The sequence below is a fragment of the Fodinibius sp. GM108 genome (assembly GCF_058386985.1).
Window position 1 is genome coordinate 112673 of record NZ_JBYEIR010000008.1, and the last position, 16446, is coordinate 129118.

Here is a 16446-nt window from a genome sequence, read left to right on the forward strand (position 1 = left end):
TTGAATTAAAACAGCTTAAATTCAGTTATAAACGGTATTTTGCGAGTTGAAATCTTTTAAGTATTGCAGGCTTCAAAAGATACGATTTATCCGTATCTTTAAAAGTTTAATTGAACCAAAAAATTAGTATTACCTTTGCGAGAAAACATAATCATCCGCGGCGCGCGCGAACACAATCTCCAAAACATAGATCTTAACATACCCCGTGAGCAGCTTGTGGTTGTAACTGGTATTTCGGGATCGGGTAAATCATCGTTGGCCTTTGATACAATCTATGCTGAGGGACAACGTCGATTCCTGGAATCTCTTTCAGCCTATGCTCGGCAGTTTTTGGGGATGATGGAACGTCCCGAAGTAGACTTTATTGATGGATTGTCTCCGGTCATTTCTATTGATCAAAAAACGACCAATCGGAATCCGCGTTCGACGGTGGGTACGGTCACCGAAATTTACGATTTTCTGCGCCTGCTTTATGCGCGGATTGGGGTACCGTATTCCTGGAAGTCGGGTAATAAGATGGAAAAACAGACAACCGATCAGGTGATATCCACGATCATGGATATGCCGGAAGGTACCAAAGCCTATTGTATGGCACCGGTGGTTCGCGGCCGAAAAGGACATTATCGCGAGCTGTTTGAGCAGACCATGAAGCAGGGATTTGTTCAGGTGCGTGTAGATGGCGAGTTTATGGATCTGGAAGAGGATATGAAGGTTGACCGCTATAAAAAGCACGATATTGAAGTGGTGGTCGATCGGTTTGTCATCAATGAAAAGAGCGAAAAACGCATTGCTGAAAGCGTGCGCCTGGCCCTGGAGATGGCCGAGGGTAATGTGATTCTTGCGGTTCCCAAAGAAGAAGAGGGCGAAGTTATATTTAAAGATCACCTGTTCTCCCAAAATCTTTTTGATCCGGAAAGCGGGCTGGCCTACGAAGATCCTGCCCCCAATATGTTCTCATTTAACTCTCCCTACGGGGCGTGCCAGAACTGTGATGGTCTCGGCTATACTCATGATGTGGATCGCAGCTTGGTTATTCCGAATAAAGAACAGTCTATCGAGGAAGGAGCGATCCGTTATCTTGGTGAGCCACGGGATATTTTTGCTTTTAAACAGTTGCATGCGGTACTGAAGTCGATGGATTTGGACTTTGAGACTCCCATCAAAGAATTTTCTGAGGAACAGCTGAACCTGCTTTTCGAAGGCGGTGGTGATAAAAAGTATGATGTCAGCTATGATTTCCGCGACGATAGTGTCACCTACAAGCACTCCTTCAAGGGATTGAGCAACATGATCCGCGAAAAATATGACGAAAGCAGCTCCAAGAAACAGCGCGACAAAGCAAAGTCGTTTATGAGCAAAATAGAATGCCCCGAATGCGGCGGCGGGCGTTTGAATAAGGAGGCGCTTTCGTATCGGATTGATGATTATACCATTGATGAGCTGGTAAACATGGATATAAGCACGTTGCGACATACGCTTAACAATCTGGATCTGAATGAGCGCCAGCAGAAAATTGGTAGCCAGGTGCTGAAAGAGGTGAGAGATCGCGTAGATTTCCTGCTGAATGTGGGGCTCAATTATCTTACGCTCGATCGCGAAGCTCAAACCCTTAGCGGCGGCGAAGCGCAGCGTATCCGGCTGGCCACGCAGATTGGTACGCAGCTGGTTGGGGTCCTCTATATTTTGGATGAGCCCAGCATCGGTTTGCATCAGCGCGATAACATCAAGTTGATACAATCACTCGAAACGCTGCGGGATTTAGGAAACAGCGTAATTGTCGTGGAGCATGATCGCGAAACGATTGAGTCGGCTGATTATGTGATCGATATGGGACCCGGTGCCGGCGAATACGGCGGTGAAATTGTAACTGAAGGTCCGCCTGAAGATCTTGATCCGGATTCAATGACCGCTAAATTTCTGAAGGATGAAGAAACCGTACCTTATCCTGATGAGCGACGAGAAGGTAATGGCAAATCGGTCATGATTAAAGGAGCGCGCGGACATAATCTCAAAGAAGTGGATGTGGAAATCCCGCTCGGAAAGTTTATATGTGTGACAGGCGTCAGCGGTAGTGGGAAAAGTTCTTTGATCAATCAAACGATTGAACCGATTCTGTCTACTGAATTTTATAACTCGAAATCGGTACCTTTACCGTATGATGAAATTGAGGGTATCGATAATCTGGATAAAATTATTTCCGTGGATCAGAGTCCGATCGGACGAACCCCCCGTTCCAATCCCGGGACATACACCAAAGTTTTTGATCATATCCGGAAACTTTTTGCCGAGCTGCCGGAATCCAAAATTCGAGGATACGATCAGGGCCGATTTTCTTTCAATGTAAAAGGCGGTCGCTGCGAAGCTTGCAATGGTGACGGCGTGCGAAAAATTGAGATGAACTTCTTGCCGGATGTCTATGTCGATTGTGAAACGTGCAACGGCAAGCGTTATAACCGCGAGACGCTGGAGATCTATTACAAGGGCAAAAATATTTCTGATGTGCTGGATATGTCGATCAAAGAGGCTCATGAGTTTTTCGACTCAGTTCCGGCCATTAATCGTATTTTGGGTACACTCGTGGATGTGGGGCTTGGTTATCTGCGACTGGGGCAGCCCAGCACTACGCTATCTGGTGGCGAAGCACAGCGGATTAAGCTGGCACGCGAGCTGGCAAAAGTAGGTACCGGAGACACATTGTATATTCTTGATGAGCCTACCACTGGTCTTCATTTTCAGGATGTGCGTATGCTTGTTGATGTTTGCCAGCAGCTGGTGGACAAAGGAAATACGGTTATCGTCATCGAACATAATCTTGATCTTATCAAGGCGGCCGACTGGATCATTGACCTTGGTCCTGAGGGTGGGGCAGAAGGCGGACAGGTTATAGCCGAAGGAACGCCCGAAGAAGTGGCCGAAATGGACGACAGTTACACCGGTCAATTTCTGAAAGAGGAGTTTGACCGGGAGAAAGAACAGAAGATAACGGCGTGATTTTCCAAATCTCTGCTGTGTATTAAAGAAGGCTTTAAACCGGGTGTCATCCTGAATTTATTTCAGGATCTGGAGCAGAAGTTATAATTAAAAGCTTCTAAAGAACAATTGCTTACAGATGTTGAAACAAGTTCAACATGACATGTGTTGGTTTTAAAAGCTCCCCGTATTAGACAATTTTATGAAAGTATCTGTGATCGATTTTGTAAATCATAAGTTGATTCTTGGCACGTTTTTAAATTATTACTTGGTATGTTAAAGTAGTTTTCTTCATCTTACTGGTAATCTTTATCTAAAGTGAGGTCATTATGAAGTTCTTCGCAAAATGTGTTGCCGTTTTTATTGGTTTGACGATATTACTGATCCTTGGAAATGAACTCCTGCTGGATAATGAATTGCCGTTTGGCGGGGTGTTCTTGCTAAGTACATTTTCAAGCTTACTGCTGACTATTCTTTATGGCTGGATTGATGCGGTTTACATCCAAAGACGTCAGCCTGGATTATGATTTAAACACCTATGGGAGGTATTTATGAAAGTAGCTAATAGTTTAATAGGGGTAGAAATTCTTCTAATCCTATTATTTATGGGATGTACATCTACCGGAGAAGTGGCAGAATCCTCAGGTAACGACAATAATTCACGGATACAGGTTGAGGATTCCTCAATAGATTTAGCTAGTTATCTAAGAAAAGTACCTGGCCTGATGGTACAGGGAACAGGTGACGATGCAAAGGTTTTAGTCCGTGGAAGCCAATCTGTGAATTCAAATAATCAGCCTCTTTTTGTAGTGGATGGAAGCCGAATGGGACGCTATTTTTTTAGGATAGCCAATTCGATAGATGTTAATGATATTGAGAGTATAGAGGTGTTAAAGGGAAATGAAGCCTCTTCTCGCTATGGTATGGAGGGCAGTAGTGGAGTGGTTGTCATACGCACAAAGAAAAATTAACTATTTGCGGGTTTTTGATGTTAAAATAAGATTCCGTTTTTTTCGAGCAGGCAATTAGTGTAAATTTAATTTCGTTTGTTCCACTCTTACTTTCTCCCTATTTTCCGCCACTAATGCAATCACTTCGCACACATATTGCCCGTATTATTGTGGCGGTCCTCGTATGGACCGGCTTTAGCTTGTATATGGTGCAGCCTGTTCAGGCTGATCATTCACCCCAGTCTTTTGCAAATTGGTTAACGCAGATGGCAAAATCTTCGGACAGTGCTGATTTGCAGAATGAGCTGAATAACCTGCGAGAGTCACCCGGTCAGCTTGAAAATACAATTAAGGAAGCTTCGCAGATCGTAAGTCGTAATAATGGTAACTTCGATTTTTCTTTTTCGGAGGCCATGGCTTCACAACACCTTTATCAGTTGCTGTTTCTTGAATGGAGCCAGTCCCAGGCAGAAAATGCAATGGCCGGCACGCCTGCAAAGCATATTTCAAAGCTGTTTGTTTCGGCAACAATAGATAAGTTTGGCGTTGGTAGTTTTGTGCCTGGTACAATAGCGTCATCCGATGTTACATTTTCAGAGAATAATCAGTTTTTTGACCGGAAACAGTTTTTTAGAGTGGTACTAGAGCCCATGGTAGACAGCATTGCTATTGGAGCTCCGTAACGCATCCCTCTTCTTTCCTCTATCTTTGTGCCTATGCGTAAATAACGGGCACAGTTTTTTAGCAAAACTCAATTCTAAATTTTTTAAATCGATTTATTATGAAAGGTAATGGTACAAAAATAGGATTTATTGTCGCCTTTCTGGCAATTACAATCTACTATCTGTGGCCAACAGTCGTACACATGTTGGAACAAAATTATATTGAAGATTTGCCAGAGGCTGAGCGCGCAGAATATGTAGAAGAAAATGCCCAGCGACTGCAGAATTTGCGCGAAGAATCGCTTTCACTCGGTCTTGATCTGCAGGGTGGAATGCATGTAACACTGGAAGTTGGTACTGCCCAGTTTTTGAAAGAACTGGCTGGCGATAATGCCGACGATATGCTCATATCTGTTATTGATGATGCCCAACAGATAGCTCGTGAAAACAATACCGACTTCATTGATGAAATGGTAAATCTGTTTGAACAGCGGAATCCCGATGCAAGACTCAGCCGCTATTATCGCTCTGATACCGAAAACATCACGCGGCGGTCAACAAACGAAGAGATTCAAACATACCTCGAAGATCAGCGCAATTCTGCCGTCGAACGTGCTATGGAAATTATCCGTACTCGTGTGGACCGCTACGGGGTAACCGAGCCCGCTATCTTTGTACAGGGCGAAAATCGCGTAGTTGTTGAGCTGCCCGGGGTAGCCGATAAGCAGCGAATTCGCGACCTGTTGAAGGGGACGGCCCGGCTTGAATTTCGACTGGTGGGACAACCCGATGAAATAAATAATGCACAGGAGCGGGTTATCGATTATTTCGAACAGCAGCAGACCTCCTCCGACACCACTGAAATGGCACAGCAGCAATCACAGCAAAACCCCCTGCTCGAAGTACTTAATCCGCGGGGACGTTCGGCCTATGTCTTTGGGTATTCTACCGGGCGCGATACCGCCAGGGTCAATGAGCTGTTGCAACAACCCGAGGTACAAGAATTACTGCCGCGGAATATTGAACTGATGTGGGGGGCTACGCCCTTTCAGCAGACTCAACAGGGGCAAGACCTGTTTGAGCTGATTGCCGTGCGGTCAGAAATTGAACTTACCGGCGAAGTTATCGAAGAAGCCAGTGTAAACTTCGATCAAAATACTAACCAGCCGCGCGTTTCCATGAACATGGATGCCGAGGGGGCTCGCCGTTGGGCACGTATTACCGGCGCTAATATCGGCAAACCTGTAGCTATTGTTTTGGATGGCTATGTGTATTCCTATCCAAATGTCGAAACCAAGATCTCTAACGGCCGTTCTTCCATTTCCGGATTGGAAAGTGTGCAAGAGGCCGAAGACCTTGTGAATATTTTGCTGTCGGGTGCCTTGCCTGCTCCGCTCGAAATTATCGAAGAGCGAACGGTAGGGGCTACGCTCGGCGAAGAGTCGATACAAGCTGGTTTTTACTCCACGCTGATAGGACTTATAATCGTGGCAATTTTTATGATCGTTTACTATCAGACCGGAGGTGCTATTGCCGACCTTGCACTGCTGCTCAACATTATATTTATAATGGGAATTTTGGCAGCTTTTAAGGCAACACTCACATTACCCGGCATTGCCGGTATTGTACTTACGATCGGTATGGCGGTAGATGCCAACGTACTGATTTTTGACAGGATCAGGGAGGAGCAGCGAGCTGGCAAAACCATCCGCGCAGCTATAGATGGCGGATATTCCAACGCCATGAGTGCGATTATGGATGCCAATATTACCACTTTTTTCGTGGGGATTATCCTCTACAGCTTCGGCGTTGGTCCCATTAAAGGATTTGCCGTTACGCTAATGGCTGGAATTGTAGCATCATTATTTAGCGCAATTGTTATCACGCGTGTAATAGTGGATTACCTGACACGCGATAAATCAGCTGAAATAAGCTTCGGTTAATAAACGAATTTAAACTTATTAGAATACAGGAATTTAATTATGAGATGGTTCGAAACACCTGATTTTGATTTTTTGAAAGCCCACAAAATTGGCTATGTCATTTCAGGCATACTCCTTTTTGCGGCGATCATTGGGATCTTCACCAAAGGCCTGCAATACGGTATCGACTTTAAGGGCGGTAAAGAGTTTGTCCTGGAATTTGAAAATCCGGTTGATGTAATTGATATCAGGAGTGAGCTCACGGAGCCGCTTGACGGAACACCGGTTGTCAAACTTTACGGTTCGCCCGAAGAGATCCTAATACGAACTGATAACCCACAGGATATTTCAGAAGTCCAGTCGATCATTATGGACACGGTTTCTGAAGTTTATGCAGACAACCCCGCTACCGTAATTAAAACGGATATTGTCGGGGCTCGTTTTGCGGAAGATTTGAAACGGGGAGCAATCAATGCTATTATATTTGCATTGATCGTCATCTTTATTTACATCTTAATCCGGTTTAAAGACTGGACCTATTCGGCGGGTGCCGTAGCGGCTCTGTTTCACGACGTTCTTATTGTAGTTGGGGTTTTCACATTCTTCGCCGAGATTGCCCCCTTTAGTATGCAAATCGATCAATCGATTATTGCGGCATTTCTAACAATTGTGGGTTACTCACTAAACGATACGGTGGTGGTTTTCGACCGTATCAGGGAAAATAAGCTTTTATATAAAACCATGGATCACGACAAGATGGTTAACAAAAGCTTGAACGACACGCTCAGCCGTACGGTTATTACCTCCGTCACCACCTTTTTTGTGGTAACCATTCTATTTATATTTGGCGGAGAAGTTCTTAAAGGCTTTTCCTTTGCCTTGATGCTGGGCGTCATTATTGGTACTTATAGCTCATTATTTGTAGCCAGCGCTACCGTTGTTGAGATACAACGCCGAAAAGAAAAAGCTTAAACTTTAACTCCTAATACTAACTAACAGGAGACTTCAAATGAATTTTAGTGTATCAGAGCGTTATAATTGTGTCGTTATTAAATTTAAGGGAAATGTGATGGGAGGTCCCGACGCAGTCAGCTTGAATGAAAAGCTGCACGAGCTTATCGAAGAAGACAAAACAAACATTGTTGCTGATCTCGGTAAAGTTAAGTTTATGAACTCTTCAGGACTTGGTATGCTGATTGGCGGTTTGACCACCATGCGTAAGGCGGGTGGAGATCTGCGTCTGGCTAACGCCACTGATAAAATTGAAAGTCTGTTGGTTATTACAAAGCTCATAACAGTTTTCAAAAATTTCAATTCATTGGAAGAGGCTGTAGAGTCGTACGCTGAGTCCGATTCTGAAGAAGATTAATCCGCTTAAATTTAAATTTAGAAAAAAGGGGTATAACCCCCCTTTTTTTGTGTGGTTACTTGTTATTAGTTATTTGGATCAGCTATTGGGAATAATCAAGTCTTCGGGAAAACTTATTACCCTTTACAATAATTGTAAATAGAAGGTCCAACCTAATACCAATAACCCGTAACTGATAACCACTAACTAATATTTATGTCAATTCGTGTTGTTGTAGGTGCTCAATGGGGAGACGAAGGCAAGGGGAAAATTGTAGACCTTTTAAGCAAAGAAGCTGATTTCGTTGTACGATATCAGGGAGGGGCTAATGCTGGTCATACCCTTGAATTCGATGAAAAGAAAATCGTGCTGCATCTGATTCCTTCCGGTATTTTTAACGGGGATGCAACATGCGTGATTGGCAATGGCGTTGTAATTGATCCGCATGCACTGCTGGAGGAAATTAAAGAAGTAGAAGTACTTGGCGGTAGCTTGCAGGATCGCCTCAAGATAAGTAAGGCAGCGCATGTTATTCTGCCGTACCATCAACTTTTGGACCAGGTAAAAGAAGAACATCGCGGTGATGATGCTATCGGAACTACGGGACGAGGTATCGGTCCGGCGTATGTGAGCAAAGTTTCACGCGTTGGTATTCGAATGTCAGACCTGTTCCATCCAAAGCAACTCCGCGAAAAAGTGAAAGCCAATATTGCGGATATCAATGAGGCTCTTCAGCATATATATAAGCACGATCCCATTGAGGCAGAACCTATTGTTGATGATCTGTTGGAGATCGCCGATAAGCTTTGTCCCTATATTTCAAATACCAGCGCTTTGCTGCATGAAGCTATCGAAGACGATAAAAATATTTTACTGGAAGGGGCACAGGGCAGTCTCTTGGATGTGGATCACGGCACGTACCCCTTCGTAACTTCTTCATGTCCCACAGCTGGCGGCGCCTGTACCGGTTCGGGAATTGCCCCCACTGCTATTGATAAAGTGATGGGTATTTCCAAAACCTATTGTACACGTGTCGGTAATGGACCTTTTCCCACAGAGCTCGATGGTAAGCTCGGAGAACAACTTCGTGAAGCAGGGCAAGAGTTTGGAGCTACCACCGGTCGTCCCCGTCGCTGCGGATGGATTGATCTGGTTGCATTGAAATATGCGGTCCGCGTCAACGGAATGAATGAGCTTACACTTACCAAGATCGATATCCTGAATGGTTTTGAAGAGATAAAGCTCTGTACAGAATATATAATTGACGGAGAGTCAACGGACATATTCCCTCTGGACCTGCCTGATATCGGTTCTTTAGAACCACAGTATGAGACGCTGCCAGGCTGGCAAAAATCCCTTGAGGATTGTGATAGTTTCGAAGATTTGCCCACCAACGCTAAAAAGTATCTGGAGTTTATTCAGGACTATTTGGGGATTGAATTGACCATTTTATCCAAAGGACCAAAGCGTTCTGAAACGATTAGGGTTTCGTAAGATACTTTCCAGAGATTAGATTTAGCTAAAAAAGCTGACAAGATCGAATATTGTTAGTACACTGTCGGTATTGACAGATAATTTTTAGCAGATTGGGGATGAGGCCAGTTAACTTACAGTCATGAAGACCTTCGAAATTTCATACCGGCTCACACTTCAGAAGGAAGAAGATATCGATGAAAAAATAGAAGGTATTTGTCTCGAGCAAACAGTTGAATTGCCACGAAGAGTACTTAGCTCTGAAATACAAGAAAAGGTTGTAGGGAAACCGGTTAGTATAGAACAGCTGAATGAACAACAGTATAAAACGACTATTGCATGGCCGCTAGAGGATGTTGGTGAAGATATCTCCCAATTTTTAAATTTGCTATACGGAAATATTTCGTTGCAGCAGGGTATTCAGGTTATCAGCGCTGAATGGGAAGCTTTATCCTCCGAAGTATTTAACGGACCACAGTTCGGCATATCTTCAATTAGAAATAAATATGAGGTTACCGATCGTCCATTTTCTGCAACAGCTTTAAAACCTCTTGGCACCTCCTCTGATGGGCTGGCAGAGCTGGCTTATCAGTTTGCTGTAGGTGGTATCGATATCATCAAAGATGATCACGGACTGGCTGACCAAGAGTTTGCTCCTTTTAAAGAACGGGTTAGAGCTTGTTCAGCTGCTGTTCAACGAGCAGCCAACGAAAATGGGAGGCGGGCTTATTATTATCCTAATATAACAGCGTTTGCACCTGATACCATTGAACGATATAAAATAGCTGCAGCACTGGGAGCTGATGGTGTACTGATCTGCCCGCATATTTCGGGACTCGAGACAATGCACCGCCTGGCCCGAATGGAGATCGACCTGCCGATAATTGCTCATCCTGCGTTTTCGGGCAGTCTAATTACTACTGCTAATCAGGGCTTAGCTCCTGGTTTTTTATATGGACAGCTTTGGCGGGCGTTGGGAGCAGACTTCGTTATCTATCCCAATAAAGGTGGGCGATTCTCGTTTACTACTGCTGAATGTAAAGGGATTAATGAAGCGGCTCGAAGTGGTCAATCACCTTTTAAAGACTCTTTTCCTATGCCTGCTGGTGGGATGAAAATTGAAGACGTGTCAAAATGGATAGCCAAATATGGAAATGATACCGCGTTTTTGATTGGCGGAAGTCTGTATGAACATCCGGATGGAGTTCAGACAGGCTCACGACAACTTCGGACAATATTAATGCAAAGCTGATATTTTTTATGGCTGATAGTTCTAAAGTGATAAAGAGCGATGGTTATCAGTGGGAAGATATACCTCAAAAAAAGTACAAGGATGATAGCAGTACCTATAAAGGAGTTCATCGGTATACATTATTAGGGGAGCAGCCGGATGAACAAGCTCTTAATTTTCAGACTCGTTACTTTGAGATTGAAGCCGGCGGATACACCTCTTTTGAGTATCATCGTCATCCGCATTCGGTGGTGGTCATCCGCGGTTCAGGCACAGTTATTTTAGGGGATTCTCTTCATAAGCTTTCTCTGCATGATGTCGTTTTTGTCGCTCCCGGTACGCTGCACCAGTTTCATGCCGACAGGGGAGAGCCACTGGGATTTATTTGTACCGTAGATCGCTATCGTGATCGCCCCTCTTTGCCGGATGAATCTACAATTAAGGAACAGATTTCGACAGACAAAGTCCGCCAAAAGGTCCGTCAATAATTTCCGCAGAAAATTAAAATTAGATTTGAAATATATAGTGTCAGAACGTTATATTTGGTCTCTTTGAAAAGCGGGAGTCTTCCTTACGAGAGCTAAGGAGGATAAGAGCTTTTTTTCTTTGACTTATTAGCGGGAGTAGCTCAGCGGTAGAGCATCTCGTTGCCAACGAGAAGGTCGCCGGTTCAAATCCGGTCTCCCGCTCTCATAAAGCCTCTGCAGAAACCTGCAGGGGCTTTTTTTATTTAGGAGTACTCTTCAAAACATAACGATTTGGAATTCTCGTTGACCAACGAGAAGGCCGTCCCGAATCCTCGGGATCTCCCGCTCTCCTTTGCTCAAGGCTACGAAGAGCGAGCTTACTTTTAAGTCCTTGCAGTTTTCTGCAAGAGGTTTATTATTTGCCTATCACCTTCGTCGTACGACTGGTTATCTCGTCCGACGAGTTATTAGCACAAACCCCACGTCCGTTCCGAACCCCATGGAACCTACACTCCTCTTGAGGGGAAATTTCGTTCTTTTTTGAGGCCCTTACAGTTTTCTGTAAAGGATCTTTCTCTGATGAAAGTCTCCTTATCTCGTTCAGTCGCTCTGCGGCTGAACCAAGTTTTTAGGCGCTCCGCGCCCTAGCCCTCTTTCTTAACTTTTCAAAATATTACGTAGGGCCTGCCAATTTTCTCTCTATTTTATAATACATATGGAAGCATCATGATAAGATGAGCAAAGCAATTCCATCCATAGCGCGAGAATTAATTCCCGCGCTAGTGGTTTTTCTTTCGAACAATCAGGTTGATTCTGCTCTTGTTTCCTATTAATGTTAACGCAAGACTTTATTCATACTAAATCGGGAGTTTATGAAATCCAGGAATAAATCCACCGAATTGTTGAACCAGTACATTGAGAACGAAAATCTTCGGCAACACTGTCGAATGGTGGCCGCAGCGATGGAGGCTTATGCAGAATCGCTGAACAAAAACTCAAATGAAGTTGATCGGTGGTGGACAGCCGGACTGCTGCACGATCTTGACTGGGAGAAATATCCCGATGAACATCCCGCTAAGGCCGTGGAAGATATTTTGCCGGAAGCCGGGTATCCCGAGAATATTATAAAAGCCATAGAAGCACACGCGCCTGAACGGACGGGTCGTGAACCACAAACCGAAATGGATCGCTATCTGTTTGCCTGTGATGAACTGTCCGGCTTTATGAATGCCGTTTCCTTGGTGCGTCCCAATGGTTTTGCCGATATGAAAATAAGTTCGGTCACCAAAAAGCTGAAAGATAAAAGCTTTGCTGCTGACGTTCCCCGCGATCATATTCAAAAGGGCGCTGAACTGATCGATACCGAACTTAACGATCATATCTCTTTTCTAATCGAGGTATTTAAAGAAGCCCCTTAATTTAATTAGTTAGGATTTCAACCTTGTCGGCCGACTGGTTACATCGTCCGACGAGTATTAGCACATAGCGCAGGAATTATTTCCCGCGCGTCAGTGATATTTTTATCACCTATAATGGGCTTATCATCTTTTCAACATTATTCTTGGTTATTCACCATTCAAACATAATATCTACCCTTGATTTTTGTTATCAATTACTGCCTGATTTTTCTTAACTTTGAGGGCACGGAAATCTTTATCATCCACAAGATTCATGACTGATAAGCCACACGATTATTGCGGTATATTCGGAGTTCAAAATCATCCGGATGCTGCCCTTCTTACCTATTATGGTCTGCATGCACTTCAACATCGGGGACAGGAATCAGCTGGTATTGTCACCTCTTATTTTGATGAAGAAAAAAATCGATGGATAATGCCTGCACACCGGGATTTTGGACTGGTGTTGAATGTTTTTGATGATCAGGAAATCTTCGAAAATGAGTTGAAAGGACGTGCTGCTATCGGACATAACCGTTATTCCACTACGGGTGCGTCAAAGAATGAAGCTAACATCCAACCCTTTCGAGTTCACTATCATAAAGGCAATATCAGCATAGGCCATAATGGTAATTTGGCTAATGCCAAGCAGCTGCGCGATCGTTTTCGTGAAGAGGGCGTGTTGTTCCAGACCACATCAGATACAGAACTTATTCTTCATCTGATTTCCCATAGTCCAAAAGAAACTCAGCTGGAGCAAGTGCTTGATGCGCTGGAGCAGGTGGAAGGAGCTTACAGCCTGGTGATGCTTACCGACGATAAGCTGATTGCCGTACGAGACCCCAATGGATTTCGTCCGCTGGCACTGGGTAAAGTTGACGGATCGTATTGTGTTGCCAGCGAAACGTGTGCGTTCGATATAATCGACGCTGAGTTTATTCGTGATATTGAACCCGGAGAAGTACTGGTGATCGATCAGAATGGTGATTCCGATTCGGAGCCGGAGTCATATCACCTGGAGCCGGAATATGGTACGGATACCAGCCAGTGTATTTTTGAATATGTCTATTTCTCACGTCCCGACAGCAAGATTTTCGGTGAAAATGTGGACAAGGTGCGGAGAAATCTCGGGCAGCAGCTTGCAAAAGAACACCCGCTTAATGAAGTGATCCAAAACGCTCCGCCCGATAAAAAACCTATCGTGATATCAGTGCCCGACTCGAGTAATACCGCAGCGCTTGGTTACGTGCACGAGAATCAGAAACTTGGACATGAATGCAAGTTTGAAATCGGACTGATTCGAAATCATTATGTAGGACGTACCTTTATTTCACCCGGACAAAAGCAGCGCGAGCAGAAAGTGCGCACCAAGTTCAATACCGTACAAGGGGTAATTGAAGGACGTTCGGTTATTATTGTGGATGATTCGATCGTGCGCGGTACGACATCCCGTTATCTGGTGGATATGATTCGAAAAAACAATCCTGCCGAAATTCACTTTTTGGTCAGTTCACCGCCGATCATCAGTCCCTGTTATTATGGGATGGATTTTCCAGATCCCAAAGAATTGATGGCCAACCGTTTTGATCGGGATATCGATGCCATGGCAAAAGAGATAGGCGTTGACAGCCTCCGTTACCTGTCGCCCGATGGGCTGGTGAATGCTGTAAAAGAGGCGAATGTATCCCCAAAAGGATATTGCACGGCCTGTTTTACAGAAGACTATCCCGTTCCGGTTAATTTTGGCGCTGAAAAAGAAGGCAATGAAATTGTATAACTAATGCAATTTAAAAAAGCGAACTTCCTTAAAAGTGCACCTTCTTTGGATGATTGCCCCGAACCGCATTTCCCCGAAATTTGCTTTGCCGGCCGATCGAATGTGGGTAAGTCTACACTTATAAATGCCATCATGAATCACAGCGGACTGGCTCGGACCAGCAATGTGCCGGGGAAAACACAGATGATGAATTATTACCTGGTGGATGACAAAACGTATTTTGTAGATCTGCCCGGTTTCGGATATGCACAGGTATCCAAGGAAGAGCGAGAGCGATGGGGGCAGGATATTCGCGACTATTTGTTGCAACGGCCTACTTTACGATTAGTTGTGCACTTGGTGGATATCCGCCACGAACCCAGTGAGCTGGACGAGCAGTTTTTTTACTGGCTGGGTTCTCACCGTATGCCCTTTATTGTAGTACTGTCAAAGGCCGACAAAATATCTTATAACAAGCGTCAGCAGTCCAAAGCCCGACTAAAACGGATTTTGGATGAAATGAATATCGAAGTGCCTGTCACTGTCAGTTCTGCAGAAGACAAGATTGGAATTGATGAAATAAAAGAACTAATTTCTGAATTTGCTGAAGCCTGAATACTAAATATAAAATTACCAATGTCATTTAAAGTACTTTTACTCGATAATGTAGATGAACGCTGCGAAGAAGTTTTTGATGAGCGCGGCATTGAAGTAACTCGTAACCACAACCTCAGTGGGGAGGCACTCTATGAAGCAATTAAAGATTATCACGGTATTGTAGTTCGAAGTTCCACTGATGTGACGCCAGAGGTGCTGAGCGCTGCTAAAAACCTGAAAGTAGTAGGACGTGCCGGTGTGGGAGTTGATAATATAGATATCGAATCTGCTACGGCACACGGCGTACTGGTTATGAATACGCCCGACGGTAACACTATTTCTACGGCCGAGCATACCTGTGGCATGATTTTGGCCCTGGCACGGAATATTCCACAGTCAGTTGATAAAGTGAAAAATGGCGGATGGGACCGCAAGAAGTATATGGGTTTCGAAGTCCACAGTAAGACACTTGGTATTGTGGGATTAGGAAAAATCGGTGGCGAAGTAGCAAAACGGATGCAGGAATTCGGGATGACCGTTAAAGCGTATGATCCGTTTGCTTCGGTTGAAAAAGCCGAGAGTCTAAACGTTGAGCTTATGGAATTGGATGAGCTGTTGAGCACAGCGGATTTTCTGACGGTGCATACGCCGCTTACGGAGAAAACGAAGAATATGATTTCTGCGGATAATGCCGATCAGCTTAAAAAAGGTATGTTTCTTGTAAACTGTGCCCGCGGCGGTATCTACAACGAAGAGGACTTGCCTTATTTAATAGATGAGGGGTACATCTCAGGGGTAGCGTTGGATGTATATTCCAGTGAACCGCCTACAGAAGAACTATACGAAATATTGAAGCATCCGAATATCATATCAACTCCGCATCTGGGAGCATCTACGGAGGAGGCCCAGGAAAAAGTTGCGGAGCAGATTGCCCATCAGATGGCGGATGCACTGGAGCAAAAAAGTTTTAAAGGAAGCCTGAACGGGAAATCAATCTCGCTGATCACCAATAAAGAAGTGCAGCCTTATTTGATGCTGGCCGAGAAACTGGGGAATGTGGCCATACAGTTAGCGCCCGAACATGCCAGCGAATTTTCATTTGAATACAGTGGAACCTGCACGAAGTTTTCGGATGTACTGACAGATTCCATCCTGAAAGGAATTCTTTCACATCACGTAAGTGAAGCTGTAAACCTGATAAATGCCCGCCACTATGCCGAAGAGCGCGGCCTTAATATCAGGGAGACAACTTCCAGCAAGACCAAAACGTTCAACGATTTAATCACGATAAAGCTGGGAGATGACGCAGAATATCAGGAAATATCAGGCACGGTTTTCGGCGATGGCGATTACCGTATTGTGGAAATTAATGGCTTTGGTATTGAATTACGCCTGGAAGGTGATATCATTATGTATCAAAATGTGGATAAGCCGGGCATGCTGGCAAGTGTGAGTGGAGCTCTGGCCGACCAGAATATCAATATTGCGTCGTTGAGTCTCGGTCGAACGCAGAAAGGAGAAAATGCCATAACGGCTGTGTCTGTCGATACCAATCTAACAGACGATGAGCTGCAGCCACTCCTGGAGCTGGATGGTGTGAAAGCACTGCAATACGTGAGCTTGCCCAACTCTGAGTAAGGGAATTATTTTTGAGTGAATTAATTAAACTGTTC

14 protein-coding genes and 1 tRNA gene are annotated in these 16446 nt (G+C 44.4%); all 15 read left to right on the forward strand.

What is annotated here, in order from left to right; genetic code table 11:
* Positions 1-135 precede the first annotated feature (135 nt).
* The 15 genes from uvrA (at position 136) to serA (ending at position 16411) form a co-directional block, all read left to right on the forward strand.
* On the forward strand, positions 136-2991 hold the full coding sequence (gene uvrA / locus ACT3ID_RS15265) for an excinuclease ABC subunit UvrA (protein ID WP_491542916.1): 2856 nt from the start codon (positions 136-138) through the stop codon (positions 2989-2991).
* Between the two features lie 308 nt (positions 2992-3299).
* Positions 3300-3497 (forward strand): hypothetical protein, encoded by a 198-nt coding sequence (locus ACT3ID_RS15270; RefSeq protein ID WP_491542917.1) that lies wholly within the window; start codon positions 3300-3302, stop codon positions 3495-3497.
* A 78-nt stretch (positions 3498-3575) separates the two neighbouring features.
* Positions 3576-3941 carry a TonB-dependent receptor plug domain-containing protein gene (locus tag ACT3ID_RS15275; protein ID WP_491542918.1) on the forward strand — a complete coding sequence of 122 codons (366 nt, stop codon included), beginning with the start codon at positions 3576-3578 and terminating at the stop codon, positions 3939-3941.
* Positions 3942-4054: 113 nt separating this feature from the next.
* A complete protein-coding gene (locus tag ACT3ID_RS15280) occupies positions 4055-4603 on the forward strand; it encodes a hypothetical protein (protein WP_491542919.1) in 549 nt (182 codons plus the stop codon).
* Between the two features lie 98 nt (positions 4604-4701).
* A complete protein-coding gene (secD, locus tag ACT3ID_RS15285; RefSeq protein ID WP_491542920.1) occupies positions 4702-6525 on the forward strand; it encodes a protein translocase subunit SecD in 1824 nt (607 codons plus the stop codon).
* Positions 6526-6564: 39 nt separating this feature from the next.
* Positions 6565-7476, forward strand: a complete 912-nt coding sequence (gene secF, locus ACT3ID_RS15290) for a protein translocase subunit SecF (protein ID WP_491542921.1) — start codon at positions 6565-6567, stop codon at positions 7474-7476.
* 37 nt (positions 7477-7513) lie between these two features.
* Positions 7514-7873 (forward strand): STAS domain-containing protein, encoded by a 360-nt coding sequence (locus ACT3ID_RS15295; protein WP_491542922.1) that lies wholly within the window; start codon positions 7514-7516, stop codon positions 7871-7873.
* A 195-nt stretch (positions 7874-8068) separates the two neighbouring features.
* Positions 8069-9346 (forward strand): adenylosuccinate synthase, encoded by a 1278-nt coding sequence (locus ACT3ID_RS15300; RefSeq protein WP_491542923.1) that lies wholly within the window; start codon positions 8069-8071, stop codon positions 9344-9346.
* Between the two features lie 121 nt (positions 9347-9467).
* Positions 9468-10577: a RuBisCO large subunit C-terminal-like domain-containing protein gene (locus ACT3ID_RS15305; protein WP_491542924.1), complete on the forward strand. Its 1110-nt coding sequence runs from the start codon at positions 9468-9470 to the stop codon at positions 10575-10577.
* Positions 10578-10585: 8 nt separating this feature from the next.
* Positions 10586-11044 carry a cupin domain-containing protein gene (locus ACT3ID_RS15310; RefSeq protein WP_491542925.1) on the forward strand — a complete coding sequence of 153 codons (459 nt, stop codon included), beginning with the start codon at positions 10586-10588 and terminating at the stop codon, positions 11042-11044.
* A 129-nt stretch (positions 11045-11173) separates the two neighbouring features.
* Positions 11174-11245: transfer RNA gene (locus ACT3ID_RS15315), tRNA-Gly, on the forward strand.
* Positions 11246-11895: 650 nt separating this feature from the next.
* Positions 11896-12441 (forward strand): HD domain-containing protein, encoded by a 546-nt coding sequence (locus ACT3ID_RS15320; RefSeq protein ID WP_491542926.1) that lies wholly within the window; start codon positions 11896-11898, stop codon positions 12439-12441.
* 253 nt (positions 12442-12694) lie between these two features.
* Positions 12695-14197, forward strand: coding sequence for an amidophosphoribosyltransferase (purF, locus tag ACT3ID_RS15325; RefSeq protein ID WP_491542927.1), 1503 nt, complete (start codon positions 12695-12697; stop codon positions 14195-14197).
* A gap of 3 nt (positions 14198-14200) precedes the next feature.
* Positions 14201-14791: a ribosome biogenesis GTP-binding protein YihA/YsxC gene (yihA, locus tag ACT3ID_RS15330; RefSeq protein WP_491542928.1), complete on the forward strand. Its 591-nt coding sequence runs from the start codon at positions 14201-14203 to the stop codon at positions 14789-14791.
* Positions 14792-14812: 21 nt separating this feature from the next.
* Positions 14813-16411 (forward strand): phosphoglycerate dehydrogenase, encoded by a 1599-nt coding sequence (serA, locus tag ACT3ID_RS15335; RefSeq protein ID WP_491542929.1) that lies wholly within the window; start codon positions 14813-14815, stop codon positions 16409-16411.
* The last annotated feature ends 35 nt before the right edge of the window (positions 16412-16446 follow it).

Excerpts from the sequence above, each read along its gene's own strand:
- ACT3ID_RS15270 (WP_491542917.1), top strand. The coding sequence starts at position 3,300 with ATGAAGTTCTTCGCAAAATGTGTTGCCGTTTTTATTGGTTTGACGATA.
- ACT3ID_RS15275 (WP_491542918.1), top strand. The coding sequence starts at position 3,576 with ATGGGATGTACATCTACCGGAGAAGTGGCAGAATCCTCAGGTAACGAC.
- ACT3ID_RS15280 (WP_491542919.1), top strand. The coding sequence starts at position 4,055 with ATGCAATCACTTCGCACACATATTGCCCGTATTATTGTGGCGGTCCTC.
- secD (WP_491542920.1), top strand. The coding sequence starts at position 4,702 with ATGAAAGGTAATGGTACAAAAATAGGATTTATTGTCGCCTTTCTGGCA.
- secF (WP_491542921.1), top strand. The coding sequence starts at position 6,565 with ATGAGATGGTTCGAAACACCTGATTTTGATTTTTTGAAAGCCCACAAA.
- ACT3ID_RS15295 (WP_491542922.1), top strand. The coding sequence starts at position 7,514 with ATGAATTTTAGTGTATCAGAGCGTTATAATTGTGTCGTTATTAAATTT.
- ACT3ID_RS15300 (WP_491542923.1), top strand. The coding sequence starts at position 8,069 with ATGTCAATTCGTGTTGTTGTAGGTGCTCAATGGGGAGACGAAGGCAAG.
- ACT3ID_RS15305 (WP_491542924.1), top strand. The coding sequence starts at position 9,468 with ATGAAGACCTTCGAAATTTCATACCGGCTCACACTTCAGAAGGAAGAA.
- ACT3ID_RS15310 (WP_491542925.1), top strand. The coding sequence starts at position 10,586 with ATGGCTGATAGTTCTAAAGTGATAAAGAGCGATGGTTATCAGTGGGAA.
- ACT3ID_RS15320 (WP_491542926.1), top strand. The coding sequence starts at position 11,896 with ATGAAATCCAGGAATAAATCCACCGAATTGTTGAACCAGTACATTGAG.
- purF (WP_491542927.1), top strand. The coding sequence starts at position 12,695 with ATGACTGATAAGCCACACGATTATTGCGGTATATTCGGAGTTCAAAAT.
- yihA (WP_491542928.1), top strand. The coding sequence starts at position 14,201 with ATGCAATTTAAAAAAGCGAACTTCCTTAAAAGTGCACCTTCTTTGGAT.
- serA (WP_491542929.1), top strand. The coding sequence starts at position 14,813 with ATGTCATTTAAAGTACTTTTACTCGATAATGTAGATGAACGCTGCGAA.